This is a genomic window from Methylobacterium sp. 391_Methyba4 (assembly GCF_029691625.1).
GTDB lineage: Bacteria > Pseudomonadota > Alphaproteobacteria > Rhizobiales > Beijerinckiaceae > Methylobacterium > Methylobacterium fujisawaense.
Genome location: NZ_CP121475.1, coordinates 3,632,425 through 3,646,504 on the forward strand (window position 1 = coordinate 3,632,425; position 14,080 = coordinate 3,646,504).

The window sequence follows — 14,080 nt, forward strand, 5'->3', positions numbered from 1 at the left end:
CTCGGCATGATGAAGTGAGCGGCATTTTCTGTTCGACCGACGTGGCACCGTCCAGCTATGACGACGGTGCCTAACTCTTCATTTCACCCTTCGGCGATGTGCTTGAACATGTGAGCGCGCGCCTCATCGTCCATCTCGGCTTTGAAACTGAAGCGGTCCTTCAACCCGAGCGCTCTCTGCGCAGCCGGACGCGCGGCGATCTCGTCGTGAAGTCGCTTCACGTTCGGCAGCTTGTCCCAAGCATCCTCGCCGAGCACGAACGGCAGCATCCGTGCCCAACCCCAAACGCCCATGTCGACGATGGTGTAGGTGTCGCCGACCATGTACCGGCGACCTGCCAAGTGGCTTTCCAACACGCCGTAGTGGCGGCGTGCCTCGTAGGCATAGCGCTCACGGGCATACGGCACCGGCTCCGGCGCGAAGTGCCGGAAATGCACGGCCTGCCCTGAAAACGGACCGATCCCGGTGGCCACGAACATCAGCCACGACAGAAGCGGTCCCCGCTCGGTTGCACCGGCGGGTAGAAAGCGGCCGGCCTTCTCGGCGAGGTAGAGCAGGATCGCGTTGCTGTCGAAGACCGTGACCTCGCCGTCGACGATGGCGGGCACCTTTCCATTCGGGTTCACGGCGAGGAAGGCAGGCTCGAACTGCTGGCCGCGGCGGGTATCCACCGGCACGGGTTCATAGTCCAGACCGAGCTCCTCCAGCAGGAGCGCGACCTTGCTCGGATTCGGAGACAGGTTGAAGTAGAACTTGAGCATCACGTGCCTCGGGCAGCGAGGGCCTGAGCGTGTGCAATCCGGTTGGATCGGGGCAGCGCAGGCAGTCACCAGGTTGTGCCAGACCTCTCGCGGAAGCGAAAGCATCGGGTTTGGGCCGCACGCGGCACGGGTGGCCGTTCCTTCGGAATCATCCTTAAGATCGCCAGCGCTCGAAGCAAGCTCCCGTCACAGGCGTGGATGCTGATACTTCAGACTGTTTGCCCGGTCCGTCGCCCTACAGACAGCTGCAACGAGGTTCGGCCTACAGCCATCCCGCGTCCCCGCCGGGCACCAGCACCGCATGATTTATGGCAGGCCCGGATTGATCCGTCGACAGGCTCATGTGCGCGGCCACACGCGGATCCATCGCTCCGCCGGCACTCATGGACATGGCGCGATCGTCGCGCCGCGGAGACCTCCGATGCCCAACCCACTCTACGCACTCGCCCCGGTGATCGGCACCCTGGCCGCCTTCTTCGGCCTGATGATCGTCGCCTACGCCTGAACATCCTCTGCCAAGCACCGTGTCGAGGAACACCGCCATGATCCGCTCCGCCCTTGCTGTCATCGCCCTTTTCACCATCGCCACCCTCCCGGTTCGAGCCGCGCCGATCGACGCGCCGAGAGTCGTCGCAACCGCTGCACTGCCGAAGGCGCAGCTTCGCCACGTGACTATGAACGGAACCACGAAGCCGGCCGGCCTTACCCTCGACGGGCGCAGCGGGACCACGCCGGACCTCGACCGCAAGAGCGGCGAGCTCCACCGGCTCATCGTGACCTCGATCTGTACCGGCTGCTGACGGCCCGCACCGCGACGCCTCCCGTGTGAAGGGAACCTGAGTTTGGCATGCCCTACTGGTAAGCGGCCGAATTCATTGATCGACTCGATACGCTCACGTTCTTCTACGTCTGAATGTGGGTGCTTTGACCTTAAGACGGCTCGTCGAAGATCATTTGGCTTCCGGGGACCGGCAGCGCCCACTAATCCTCGTGGAAGTGATCTCCGCTCTCCGCGCGCGGAAGCGGCCCTCGACGCCCGGGGCATCACCAGGATGTCCATTTTCGGCTCTACGGCCCGCGGCGAGAACCGGACCGATAGCGACATCGACAACCTGATCGAAGTATCATCGGATACCTGCATGTCGCTCACGGGCTTCGTAAGACTAAAAAGCGACCTAGCCGAGATCCTAGGTCATCCGGTCTATCTGGCGGAATGGCTAAATCTGTATCCTCGCTTCGCAGCGTCGGCGGAACGCGATGCCGTGGCGGTGTTCTGATGCCGCGCGACCTCGAACTGCTTCTCGAAGACCTTCCGGACGCGGCACGTGGCGCTGTGCGGTACGCCTCAAATCCGACCCAGGATGGCTTCGAGCTGATGCCGACGACCGATTGGGATAGGTACCGCGCCCTCAAGGAGGCTGTGACCGAGCTGAGAGAGGTCGTGAAGAAGTCACTTGAGGATTTGAATATTAGACACGGCGAAATCGATGGGGCGGGCATGGCCGGTATCAGGAACATCTTCACGCATCAATACTTCCGGGTCGACATGGCGCGGCTTTGGCTTGCGGCCGTCTGGGAGTTTCCCGACCTAATCATTGTTTTTGATCAGGAAAAGCTTGCCACATCCAATCCTAGCCTTGCAACTAGCGGCTCGACATACGGAGTATGATAGCTCTGACGTTTGAAAGACGGTCCTCGCAAAGGGCGCCTTCCAATCGGACAGACATGCACACGAAAGCTCGAGCGAGAGGCGCGTCACGGTTGAGGCGACCAGTCGTTGCGATGCGCCTTCCGATCGGATTTGCGCCTGCGCGTCGTTCGTCATTCGTTCCACAAATTCTCCTCTCACAGGCGCCTCATCGGGTGACCGCAGCCTGATCTGCCTCAGCCTCATGCAGTACGAAGCCTTCAAGAGGGTCGACCTCTCGTCTCCACGGCGCCTCAGCGAGCACACGCCGCGCGTGCAGGTAACCGGCCTCCTCACGCGCTCGTATCCCGTTCGGGCTGAAATCGATGTCGCGCATATGGTCTTCTGCCTCAAGCCGCGGTGCGAGTAGCCGCACCACGTGCATGCGGGTCAGGCAGCCATACGCCGTCAGTGCCTTGATCTCCGGCTCGGCCGCGACCTCTGCGGGAAGCCGGCGGGCGAGTTCCGCAATGACGTGGCGGAGCCGGTGCGTCTGCTTCTGACGGGCGATGTGGCTGTGAGCGCGGCTGGCGTATTGGAGATCCTTCTGACGGTTGACCACCTCCCAGATGGTCCGAGGTTCAGGGCCGGACGGGTTCCACATATGCACGACGAAGATGATCCCATCGCGCCGCGGGTTGTCATCGAACACCGCTTCAACGGGCGTGTTCGAAAGAATGCCCCCGTCCCAGTACAGATCGTCACCGATACGCACAGGTGGGAAGGACGGTGGCAACGCTCCGGATGCCAAGACATGACGGAGGTCCAGAACTTCATCGCGGCTGTCGAAGTAGCGCATCTGGCCGGTACACACATGCGCAGCGCCGACCGTCAGCCTGCAGCCGCCGCCGTTGAGCTGCTTCAAATCGACGAGGTCAGCAAGCGTCTCACGCAGGGCCGCCATGGTGTAGTAGCCGACCGACTCAGGTGCGAGCGGCCAGTGAGGGTTTGCCAGCGCGAAGGGGTTGGGGGTGAAAAATCCTGCCACCCCCTGCATGATCGTGGACCAATGGACGGTCATTGGACCGAAGCCAGGCCAAGCCGATAGCTGTTCGCGCAGGGCACCGTGCTCGATGCGGCGCCAGAACGTGCGGAGGCGTTCGAGGCGCTGCCCGTGTGAGTTGCCGGCGATCAACACACCGTTGATGGCACCGATGGAGGTGCCGATGACCCAGTCGGGATCGACTCCAGCCTCGTGCAAGGCGCGGTATGATCGGCCCCCACGAGGTGGTCCAAGGTCAAAGTTAGTGCAGGGTTGGTCGCTGGACCACGGCGAGCTTGGCCGGTGCAGCCGGCCTAGCGGCTATAGCTGGCACGAACACCTCTGGCGCTGGCGGCCGGTAGCCCAATGCGCCATGCGGCCGAACCGTATTGTAGTGCCGTCGCCAGCCCTCGATCATGATCTGCGCCTCCTTGAGCGTGTAAAAAATCTCGCCATTCAGCAGCTCGTTGCGTATCTGTGCGTTGAAGCTCTCGACATATCCGTTCTCCCACGGCGAACCAGGGGTGATGTAGGCCGTCCTTGCGCCAACGGCCGCAATCCAGGACTGCACCGACTTGGCGATGAACTCCGGACCATTGTCTGACCGAATGTGCGCCGGCACGCCGCGCAGGATGAACAGGTCGGACAGCACATCGATCACGTCGGCCGCCTTGAGCTTGCGATCCACTCGGATGGCCAGGCACTCGCGGCTGAACTCGTCGAGGACGTTGAGCATCCGGAACTTGCGCCCGTCGTGGGTGCGCGTCTCGACGAAGTCGTAGGACCAGACGTGATTGCGGTGCTCCGGGCGCAGCCGGATACAGGAACCATCCCCGTCCCACAGCCGTGCGCGCTTGGGCTGGCGGGCCGGGACCTTCAGCCCCTCCTGCCGCCATAGGCGCTCGACCCGCTTGTCGTTGACCAGCCAGCCGTCCGCCCGCAGTAGGGCGGCGACCTTCCGATAGCCGTAGCGCCCGTAGCTACGGGCAAATTCGATCAGCTCGGCGACGAGCGCCGCCTCGTCATCTTTGCCCCGCGGCGCCTTGCGCTGTGTCGAGCGATGCTGCCCGAGTGCCTTGCAGGCCCGACGCTCGGAGACCTTCAGCACGGTCCGGACATGCTCGATGCAGGCGCGTCGGCGCGCGGGGCTGGTCAGTTTCCCCGGGCGGCTTCCTGCAGGATCAGCTTGTCCAGGGTGAGATCGGCGATGGCTTTTCTGAGCCGCTGGTTCTCCGTCTCCAGATCCTTCATCCGCCGGACCTGATCCGACTTCAGGCCGCCGTACTCACGCCGCCAGCGGTAGTAGGTCACCTCACTCACGCCGATCGCGCGGATCGCCTCCGCCACGCTCTGGCCTTGCCCGACCAGCACGTCCGCCTGCCGCAGCTTGGCGACGATCTCCTCAGGCTTGGGTCGCTTCCTCGACATCGATCCGTCCTCCAGGCTCAAAGCCATACCAAAGGGCGGACCACTTCATTGGGGGCGGATCACGAGCAGGTCAGCGCCAGTACCTCGGCCACCGTCTCGGTTGAATGGGGCGGCGTGCCGGGCGGGCGCGTCTTGTCGCGCAGCAGACCTTCGACGCCAGCCTCGGCGTAGCGCCGCTGCCAGCGCCACACGGCCGGGCGGCTGACGCCCGCCCGCCGGGCGACGTCCTGGACACAAAAGCGCTCGGCCGAGAGCAGGACGATGCGGGCACGCTGGGTATGTTTGAGCGGGCGGGAGCGGTCGCTGGCGATCGCAACCAGTCGTGCCGCATCGCTCGCATCGAGAAGCACACAGACCGTCTGAGCCATGGCCCAGACTCGCACGTCTCATCGGACGCGTGAATCCTCTGTCCGCGTCACTGCACTAGTTGCGAGATGCCGTAGAAGGCCCCCGACAAGACGAGTTCCGCCGCCACGAGTTGCCCGAGCGACAATTGCCCCTGCAGGATGAGCCATCCGCCCATGGCCAGCAGGGCGGCACTGGCGACCGCGTAGACCACGAGGAATCCGATGGTCTGCGCGAAGGTGTGGCGGAAGTGGCGGCGATGCGCCCGCAGGTAGGCGGCGGTCATCGCGTCGGAACGCGCCATCGCGGCCGATAGCCGACCACCGTGCTTGTAGAAGCCGTTCGAGGTGCCGACGCTCTCCAGCCAACGCGCCGTCTCGTGCTTCGCATGGCTCAGCGCCGCGCCGGACCGGACCGCCGGCCCCGCCCAGATGAACCCGATGCCGAGCAGGACGGCGGCGGCGACGAGATTGAAGGCGAGAAAGAACGGATGATAGAAACTTGTCAGGACGAGGCCGATCCCGGCTTGTAGAAGGATCGCCAAGCCGCCGACCAGAAGATGCGGGACCGCTTTCTGGACCGTCATAAGATCGAAGAAGCGGTTGAACAGGTCGCGGCGCCCTGCGTCGTCGAAGTGCGGGTTTCTGGCGTGGAGGGCACGCAGGGTGATTTCCGCGACAATCCTCGCGAACACGCGCCGCTCGAACAGCGCCAGGACGTATATCCGCGCGGCGCTGAGCATGGCGGCGGCGAGCAGAAGCCCGAGCAGAAGCCCGGACAGGACGAACAGGGGCGCCGGCAGCGCCGTGTTGGCCACCGAGTTGATCAGGAGTGTCAAACAGCGTGGAATGTTGACCCCGGATCGGCGTCCAAAATTGACCCCCTGGATGGATGTGTCGTGACGCCCCTGGTCAGCCCGGCGGAGCGGATCGAGGTGGCGCAGCCGGGCTGATCAGGGATCCAGAAGGCGCGACGGGTAGCCGACCTCAGGCGCGGTTCTTGAAGCGCCAGCTCTCGTTGCCGGTCTCGACGATCTCGCAGTGGTGTGTGAGCCGGTCGAGCAGCGCGGTCGTCATCTTGGCGTCGCCGGCAAACACCGCCGGCCATTCCCCGAAGGCGAGGTTGGTGGTGACCACGATCGAGGTGGTCTCGTAGAGCTTGCTGATCAGGTGGAACAGCAACTGCCCGCCCGACTGCGCGAACGGCAGGTAGCCGAGTTCGTCCAGCACCACGAGGTCGAGGCGGGCGAGGTGGTCGGCGATGCGGCCCTGCCGGCCGGCCCGCGCCTCCGCTTCGAGCCGGTTGACGAGGTCGACCACGTTGTAGAACCGAGCCCGGGCCCCGTCCCGGATGCAGGCCCGGGCCATCGCGATGGCCAGATGCGTCTTGCCGGTGCCGGTGCCGCCGACCAGCACGACGTTGCGCTGGTGGGCCAGGAACTCGCCGCCGGCGAGATCGCGCACCAGCATCTCGTTGATCGGCGTGCCGGCGAAGGCGAACTCGGCGAGGTCCTTGGCCAGGGGCAGCTTGGCGATCGTCATCTGGTAGCGGATCGAGCGGGCCTGCTTCTCGCTGATCTCGGCCTGGAGCAGGTCGCCGACGATCTGCTGCGGCTCGTGGGTGCGCTTGACTGCGACCTTGATGATCTCGTCGTAGGCCGCCTTCATCCCGAACAACTTCAGCTCGCCCATCGTGGCGAGGATCTGCTGGCGTTCCATCATCGGGCTCTCCTCAGGCTGTCGTAGCGGGCGCAGTCGGCAACGGGTTCGTGGCGCAGCCGCAGACCCTCGGGCGTCGGGAGGGTGACGGCGGCAGCAGGCTCGCGCTGGCGAGCCAGGATGTTGAGGACGACGTCGGCCGAGTGGACGCCTTCGCGCAGCGCCTCGGCACAGGCGGCTTCGACCGCGGGCAGGCCATCGCCGAGCACGGCGGTGAGGATCTCGACCATCTGGCGGTCGCCGTCGGCGCTGCCGGCAAGCTTGCGCCGGATCCGGTCGAGGGCGGCGGGCAGAACCCAGTCCTTGAACGGCGCCCCGTTGCGCAGCGCGCCGGGTTTGCGGGCGAGCACGGGAACGTAGTGCCAGGGATCGAACACCGTCTGGCCACGGCCGAAGGCGCGGGCATGCTCGGCAACGATGCGGCCGTCCTGGCGGATCTCGACACGCTCGGCGTAGGCGCGCACCTCGACCGGACGGCCAATGGCCGAGGCGGCCACCGAGTACTTGTTGTTGTCGAAGCGCACGAGGCAGGTCGAGGAGACGGCGGCCGGCACGGCGTGGAAGCCGTCGAAGCAGCCGGCATAGGGCACCAGCGCCGCCCGCTCGGCCTCGAACCGCTCCCAGACGCTGCGCTCGCGCTCCTCGGGATGAGGATGGGCCTTGGCGTAGGCGATCACCCCGTCGAGCAGCATGGCGTTCAGTTCGTCGTAGCTCTTCACCCGGATGCGCGGGGTGAACAGGCGCTCGCGCACCAGCCCGACCTGGTTCTCGACCTGCCCCTTCTCCCAGCCCGAGGCCGGCGTGCAGGCCACCGGCTCGACGAGATAGTGCGAGCACATCTGCAGGAAGCGGCGATTGTAGGCGCGCTCGCGCCCGACGAAGATCGTCTCCACCGCGGTCTTCATGTTGTCGTAGATCCCGCGCTGGCAGGCACCGCGGAAGAAGGCGAACGCCCGGTCATGGGCGTCGAAGACCATCTCCTGGCTCTCACGCGGGTAGGCCCGCACGAACAACATGCGCGAGTGGCAGAGCCGGACGTGGGCGACCTTGACCGTCGTGGTCACGCCGCCGATCAGCACGATCTCGTGGCTCCAGTCGAACTGGTAGGCCTCGCCCGGGGCGAAGGAGAGCGGCACGAAGGCGGGCGCCGTGATGGCAGTGCGCTCCCGCTTCCAGCCCTTGGCGTAGCGGCGCACCGCGTCGTAGCCGCCCTCGTAGCCGAGACCGCGCAGCGCCTCGAACACCCGGATCAGGGTCAGCCGCTCGCGCGGCGGCCGGCTGGCGTTCGTGGCCAGCATCCGGTCGAGGTCGTCCCGCCATGGTCCCAGCTTGGGCAGCGGCTGCACCTCGCGCTCGTAGGCGAAGCTGGTGGCTCCCGAGCGGATGACCTTGCGCACGGTGTTGCGGGAGACGTGCAGGTCGCGGACGATATCCTTGATCGACCGGCCGCGAATGAAGAACTCGCGCCGGATGCGCGCAATCGTGTCCACGCCCTTCATCCCCCACCACCCGTCCGGTCGTCCCGGAGGGCAGTCTGCGAGAGCAAGTTTCAGGGGGTCAGAATTGGACGCCGATCCCCCGCATCAGGGGGTCAAAGTTGCACGCCGAAACACAACATGCGCGTGCAAATCGAGGAGGGTATCGACGCCGATGCCATCGTGCTGCCGCAGCAGGCGATCCAGCGCAACAATGCCGGCGGCAGCGAGGTCTACGTCGTCAACGACGAGGGCCGCGCCGTACTGCAGCCGGTGCGTGTCGGCCGCACGCTCGGCAACGAGATCGTGGTCGAGGACGGGCTGAAGCCCGGCTATCGCGTCGTCGTCGAGGGCTTCCAGAAGTTCACGCCCGGCAGTGTGGTGCAACCCGTGCCGTGGTTGCCAGCCAAGCAGGCGGCGGCGCAAGCCCGACCGAACTGATCCCTTTCCAAGCGCCCCGCTCCCTCCGGAGGCCTGCCGCCATGCCCGGCTTCTTCATCGCGCGTCCGATCTTCGCCTGGGTGGTGGCGATCTTCATCTGCCTAGGCGGACTGCTCGCGCTGCCGTTCCTACCGGTCGCGCAGTATCCGGTGATCGCGCCACCCTCGATCTCGATCTCGACCGTCTACCCCGGAGCCTCGACCCAGAACCTCTACTTCAGTGTCACCCGGCTGATCGAGGAGGAGCTGAATGGGGCCGCCAACGTCCTCAACTACGAGTCGACGAGCGACACCACCGGCGAGGTCGAGATCATCGTCAACTTCCAGCCCGGAACCGACATCGCGCTGGCCGCCGTCGATGTCCAGAACCGTATCAAGCGCATCGAACCACGCCTGCCGGAGGCGGTCCGCGAGCAAGGCATCCTCATCGTCGAGGCGAGCAGCGCCATCCTACAGTTCGTGACGCTCACCTCCAGCGACGGCAGCCTCGACGAGGTCGGCCTTGGCGATGTCGCCACCCGCAACGTGCTGCCGGAGCTGCGGCGTCTCCTTGGTGTCGGCCGGGCGCGCCTGTTCTCGACCGAACGTGCGATGCGGGTCTGGCTCGATCCGGACAAGATGCTCGGCGTCAACCTGACCGCGCAGGATGTCGAGGACGCGATCAAGGCGCAGAACGCGCAGGTCGCCTCGGGCTTGCTCGGCGTGCAACCGAGCCCGAGAGCTCAGCGCACGCAGAACATGGTGCTGGTGAAGGGCCAGCTCGAGTCGCCCGAGGATTTCGGCTCAATCGTGCTGCGCGCCAACCCGAACGGCTCCACCGTGCGCCTGCGCGACGTCGCACGACTGGAAGTCGGCGGCCTATCCTACGCCTTCTCAACCCGCCTGAACGGCAAGCCCGCGGCCGCCATCGCCGTGCAGCTCGCGCCGACCGGCAATGCGCTCGCCACCGGCAAGGCGGTGAAGGCCAAGATGGAGCAGCTCGCCCGCTTCTTCCCGCCGGGCCTCAAGTACGAGATCTCCTACGATGTCACGCCGGTGATCACGGCGTCGGTCAAGAAGGTGCTGCTGACGCTCGCCGAGGCGGTGGTGCTCGTCTTCGTCGTCATGTTCCTGTTCCTGCAGAACTTCCGCTACACGCTGATCCCGACCATCGTGGTGCCGATCGCGCTGCTCGGCACCTGCGTCTCCCTTCTCCTGATGGGCTTCTCGATCAACGTGCTCACCATGTTCGGCATGGTGCTGGCCATCGGCATCCTCGTGGATGACGCCATCGTGGTGGTCGAGAACGTCGAGCGCATCATGGCCGAGGAGGGCCTCTCGCCGAGAGCGGCCACCGAGAAGGCCATGGGTCAGATCACGGGCGCCGTGATCGGCATCACGCTCGTCTTGATGGCGGTGTTCGTGCCGATGGCGTTCTTTCCCGGCTCGGTCGGCATCATGTACCAGCAGTTCTCGGCCGCCATGGTCGTGTCGATCGGCTTCTCCGCCTTCTTGGCGCTGTCGCTCACCCCGGCTCTGTGTGCCACGATGCTGAAGCCGATCGCTAAGGGGCACGGTCACGCCAAGGAGGGCGTTTTCGGCTGGTTCAACCGCAGCCTGGACTGGCTGACGCGCCGCTACGGCACCACGACGCGCTGGATGGTGGCGCGCTCGGGCCGCTTCATGCTGCTCTACTTGGCATTGCTGGGCGGCCTCGGCTACGCCCTTTGGCGGCTGCCTGCGGGCTTCGTGCCAATCGACGACCAGGGCTTCGTCATGGCCGACGTTCTGGCACCTTCGGACGCGAGTGCGAATCGGACGCTCGATGTTGTCCGCTCGGTGGAGGAACAGCTCGCCGGAACGCCGGGCGTCGACAAGCTCACGTTCATCACGGGCTTCAGCTTTTTCGGTCAAGGCGCGATGACGGCACAGGCCTTCGTCACCCTGAAGGACTGGTCGGAGCGCGATGCCGATCAGAGTTCCGCGGCCATCATCGACCGGAGCAATGAGACTTTCGTAGGCTTGCGTGACGCGGAGGTGTCCGCGCTCGCCCCACCGCCGATCGCCAATCTCGGCACGACGAGCGGCTTCAGCTTCCGTCTGCAGGACCGCTCGCAGCGTGGCTACGAGGCGCTGATGGCTGCCAAGGATCAGCTTTTGGCGGCCGCTAGCCGCTCGCCGATCCTGCGCGAGGTGACAGTCGAGGGTCTGCCGCCAGCCCCACAGATCCGGCTCGACATCGACCGCGAGAAGGCAGCCGCCCTCGGTGTGACGTTTGCCGATATCAACACCACGCTCTCGGCACAGCTCGGATCCAGCTACGTCAACGACTTCCTCAATCGCGGCCGTATGCAGCGCGTGGTCGTCCAGGCACGTGAGGATAAGCGGGTCAGGCCGGAGGATCTGCTGACGTATAGCGCCCGCAACAGCAGCGGTGCCATGGTGCCGTTCGCCTCGTTTGCTCGGGTCACCTGGGTTGTCGGTCCAACCCAGGTGATCGGCTTCAATGGCTACCCGGCCGTTCGCATTACTGGCAGCCCGGCACAGGGCTACACCAGCGGCGACGCGCTCGCCGAGATGGAACGGTTGACGAGCGAACTGCCGGGCGGCTTCGGCTACGAGTGGACGGGTCAGTCGCTGCAGGAGAAGCTTGCCGGCTCCCAGGCCGCATTCCTGCTCGGGCTCTCGATCCTGTTCGTGTTCCTGTGTCTCGCCGCACTCTACGAGAGCTGGTCGATCCCGTTCGCCGTCATGCTGGTGGTGCCGCTCGGCATCGTCGGCTCTGTGGCGGCCGCCTACCTGCGCGGGCTGCCGAACGACGTCTACTTCACGGTGGGCCTGATCACCATCATCGGTCTGTCAGCCAAGAACGCGATCCTGATCATCGAGTTCGCCAAGGACCTGCGCGCGCAAGGCAAGCCGTTGATCGCGGCGACGCTCGAGGCGGCGGAACTACGCTTCCGGCCGATCGTGATGACGTCGCTGGCCTTCATCCTCGGCGTGGTGCCGCTGGTGATCGCCTCCGGCGCGAGCGCTAAGAGTCAACAGGCCCTTGGCACAGGTGTACTAGGCGGCATGATTACCGCGACTGTGCTCGCCGTGTTCATGGTTCCGATTTTCTTCGTGGTTGTGATGCGGTTCCTCTCGCGGGGACAGAGGACAAGCAAGCCAGAGCTTGCCGACGCCGCTTAGTGGCAGCCGTATCAGCTCGAATTATACGAAGCGCTTCCGCAATGAAGCGGCTGACGTCCCCCCATCGCTTTGGTCCGGCGTGAGTGCGAGTTTTCCGGTTTTGTGAGACCCTGAGGGGAGGAGCAGAGCCGTGAAGAAGAGCAGGTTCACCGAGGAGCAGATCGCCTTCGCGCTGAAGCAGGCCGAGACCGGGACACCGGTCGCGGAGGTGCTGCGTCGGATGGGCATCTCCGAGCAGACGTTTTACCGCTGGAAGAAGCTCTACGGCGGCTTGGGCACAGGCGAGCTGAGGCGGCTGAAGCAGCTTGAGGACGAGAACCGCAAGCTCAAGCAACTCGTGGCCGATCTGAGCCTCGACAAGCACATCTTGCAGGACGTGCTCGCAAAAAAGCTCTGACGCCTGCTCGGCGACGCGAACTCGTGCACCAGGTTCAGGAGGCGCACGGGGTGAGCGAGCGGCGCGGCTGCGCCGCGCTCGGCGTCGGCCGGTCGGGCGTCCGCTACCGCTCGACCAAGCCCGATCAGGCACCACTGCGGATGCGCATCTGCGATCTGGCCAAGAGCCGGGTGCGCTACGGCTACTTCAGGATCTACATCCTGCTGCGCCGGGAAGGTTGGCGGGTGAATCACAAAAGGGTCCACCGCCTCTACAGGGATGAGGGCCTTAGCCTGCGGCTCAAGCGGCCCCGCCGGCACGTCAGTGCGGCACACCGTGAGCGTCAGCCGGCCGCGCTCCGGCCGAACGAACGCTGGTCGATGGACTTCGTCTCCGACGCGCTGTTCGATGGCCGCCGGCTGCGAGCTCTGACGGTCGTCGATGCGTTCACGCGCGAGGCCCTGGCGATTGAGGTCGACCAAGGCAACAAGGGCGAGCAGGTCGTGGCGGTCGTCGCCCGCTTGGCAATGCTGCGCGGAGCACCGTGCGCGATCCAGGTCGATAATGGGCCTGAGTTCGTCTCGAAAGCACTCGACCGCTGGGCCTACGAGAACGGCGTCACGTTGGACTTCTCGCGCCCTGGCAAGCCGACCGACAACGCGCTGGTCGAGTCGTTCAACGGCCGCCTGCGCGACGAGTGCCTGAACGCGAACTGGTTCTTGTCGTTGGCCGACGCCAGGAGCAAGATCGAGACGTGGCGGCGGCAGTACAACGAGAGCCGTCCTCACACCGCCCTGGGGTGGCTGACACCCCAGGAATTCGCCCTGGCGGCGGCCCTGCAGGCCGCCGAATGAGATCCGGAGGCTCACCTTTCGGCCGGACCAAAATCCGGGGGACCCTCACAAAACCGGAAAACTCGCACTCACGCCGGACCAAAGCGATGGGGGGACGTCAGCTCGCGCGACTGATCCGCCAGTTGGCTGGCTGCGCCCACTCGGGCTTTGCCCCACACGTAGCCTCATACCAGCTGAGCGCGGAGGCGAGCCGTTGCACCAGCTCCCGAGCGAGCCCGCACAAGTGCCGACGCGGAGTGACAAACATCCACGAAGGAATGATGTTATGCTCCAAGCGAGGCACCTTCGCAGGTGGCTGCGATGCACCTGCGATCGAAGGAACCTGCGTGGTCGGGCGTTCCAAGAGTCATCTGACGAATATGACCGGCGCGGAATTCCGTTCGCGCCTCCGTGAGCTAGGGCGAACGGATGCAGCATTCGCGGAGGAGGTCGGCAGTTCAACTCGCAGCGTGAGCCGATGGGTCAGCGAAGGGCCACCGCCCGAAATCGCCTATCTCGTCGACCTCTTGCTGACTCTCGAGTTGCATATCGGCGCACCCATTTCGCCGGAAGGAGGTGCGGGAAAGGACGCTTTTGATATCGTGTTCGACGACATGCTTGCGCGCGCAGCTATAAGTGGCCGAAAATCCGAATTGATTGCGAGTATGCGCCGCTGGTTAGAGCACCAATATGTCAAGATGAGCAGAAGTACTACTGGTGAAAGTTAGCATCTCGCAGTCGTCGATCGCACGCGAACGCCCGCGACGTCTCGAGGTCAACGGGAAGACGGACGCACCGTCCAAGCTGGTAGCCGTCTTCCCCCAGCGGCTGGCCGCCGCACGTCGGTCCTTCAGTTGAGCTGAG

13 protein-coding genes and 2 pseudogenes are annotated in these 14,080 nt (G+C 65.1%); 8 read left to right on the top strand and 7 right to left on the bottom strand.

Features of this window, described 5'->3' with window-relative positions; translation table 11 throughout:
* Positions 1–83 precede the first annotated feature (83 nt).
* The gene (locus tag P9K36_RS16985; protein ID WP_043388071.1) at positions 84–761 is read right to left on the bottom strand and encodes a glutathione S-transferase N-terminal domain-containing protein; all 678 of its coding nucleotides are present in this window, start codon (positions 759–761) and stop codon (positions 84–86) included.
* Positions 762–1,104: 343 nt separating this feature from the next.
* Between P9K36_RS16985 and P9K36_RS16990 the strand changes: the two genes are divergently transcribed.
* The 4 genes from P9K36_RS16990 to P9K36_RS17005 all read left to right on the top strand — a co-directional run bounded on the left by P9K36_RS16990 (position 1,105) and on the right by P9K36_RS17005 (position 2,430).
* A complete protein-coding gene (locus P9K36_RS16990) occupies positions 1,105–1,266 on the top strand; it encodes a hypothetical protein (RefSeq protein ID WP_158713320.1) in 162 nt (53 codons plus the stop codon).
* 37 nt (positions 1,267–1,303) lie between these two features.
* Entirely contained in the window at positions 1,304–1,561 is a 258-nt protein-coding gene (locus P9K36_RS16995) for a hypothetical protein (protein ID WP_043388070.1), read from the top strand.
* Positions 1,562–1,813: 252 nt separating this feature from the next.
* A complete protein-coding gene (locus P9K36_RS17000) occupies positions 1,814–2,038 on the top strand; it encodes a nucleotidyltransferase domain-containing protein (protein ID WP_051976313.1) in 225 nt (74 codons plus the stop codon).
* A complete protein-coding gene (locus P9K36_RS17005; RefSeq protein ID WP_043388069.1) occupies positions 2,038–2,430 on the top strand; it encodes a HepT-like ribonuclease domain-containing protein in 393 nt (130 codons plus the stop codon). Before P9K36_RS17000 ends, P9K36_RS17005 begins: the two co-directional genes overlap by 1 nt.
* A 187-nt stretch (positions 2,431–2,617) precedes the next feature.
* Here P9K36_RS17005 and P9K36_RS17010 read toward each other — a convergent pair.
* The 6 genes and pseudogenes from P9K36_RS17010 to istA form a co-directional block, all read right to left on the bottom strand.
* Positions 2,618–3,658 (bottom strand): annotated as a pseudogene (locus tag P9K36_RS17010) (DUF3734 domain-containing protein); the annotation flags it as partial.
* 34 nt (positions 3,659–3,692) lie between these two features.
* Positions 3,693–4,858, bottom strand: a protein-coding gene (locus P9K36_RS17015) for an IS3 family transposase (RefSeq protein WP_089231777.1) whose coding sequence is annotated in 2 segments (ribosomal slippage) — positions 3,693–4,594 and positions 4,594–4,858 — 1,167 coding nt in all. Because the reading frame shifts where the segments join, the coding sequence is not laid out codon by codon here.
* A 62-nt stretch (positions 4,859–4,920) separates the two neighbouring features.
* A pseudogene (locus tag P9K36_RS17020) lies at positions 4,921–5,226 on the bottom strand (helix-turn-helix domain-containing protein); the annotation flags it as partial.
* Between the two features lie 47 nt (positions 5,227–5,273).
* On the bottom strand, positions 5,274–6,041 hold the full coding sequence (locus P9K36_RS17025; protein ID WP_278305568.1) for a hypothetical protein: 768 nt from the start codon (positions 6,039–6,041) through the stop codon (positions 5,274–5,276).
* Between the two features lie 148 nt (positions 6,042–6,189).
* Complete coding sequence (istB, locus tag P9K36_RS17030; RefSeq protein ID WP_278305569.1) at positions 6,190–6,924, bottom strand: IS21-like element ISMdi27 family helper ATPase IstB; 735 nt, start codon at positions 6,922–6,924, stop codon at positions 6,190–6,192.
* Positions 6,921–8,420, bottom strand: coding sequence for an IS21-like element ISMdi27 family transposase (gene istA / locus P9K36_RS17035; protein ID WP_278305570.1), 1,500 nt, complete (start codon positions 8,418–8,420; stop codon positions 6,921–6,923). Before istA ends, istB begins: the two co-directional genes overlap by 4 nt.
* A 117-nt stretch (positions 8,421–8,537) precedes the next feature.
* Between istA and P9K36_RS17040 the strand changes: the two genes are divergently transcribed.
* From P9K36_RS17040 to P9K36_RS17055, 4 genes are all read left to right on the top strand, one after another.
* A complete protein-coding gene (locus P9K36_RS17040; protein ID WP_278305571.1) occupies positions 8,538–8,837 on the top strand; it encodes an HlyD family secretion protein in 300 nt (99 codons plus the stop codon).
* Between the two features lie 41 nt (positions 8,838–8,878).
* Positions 8,879–12,007, top strand: coding sequence for a multidrug efflux RND transporter permease subunit (locus P9K36_RS17045; RefSeq protein WP_043387813.1), 3,129 nt, complete (start codon positions 8,879–8,881; stop codon positions 12,005–12,007).
* Positions 12,008–12,137: 130 nt separating this feature from the next.
* Positions 12,138–13,237 (top strand): IS3-like element ISMex11 family transposase gene (locus P9K36_RS17050; protein WP_089231740.1). Its coding sequence is split into 2 segments (ribosomal slippage): positions 12,138–12,390 and positions 12,390–13,237, totalling 1,101 coding nucleotides; the frame shifts between segments, so codons are not numbered across the junction.
* Positions 13,238–13,473: 236 nt separating this feature from the next.
* Entirely contained in the window at positions 13,474–13,944 is a 471-nt protein-coding gene (locus P9K36_RS17055; protein WP_139239579.1) for a hypothetical protein, read from the top strand.
* Positions 13,945–14,080 lie beyond the last annotated feature (136 nt).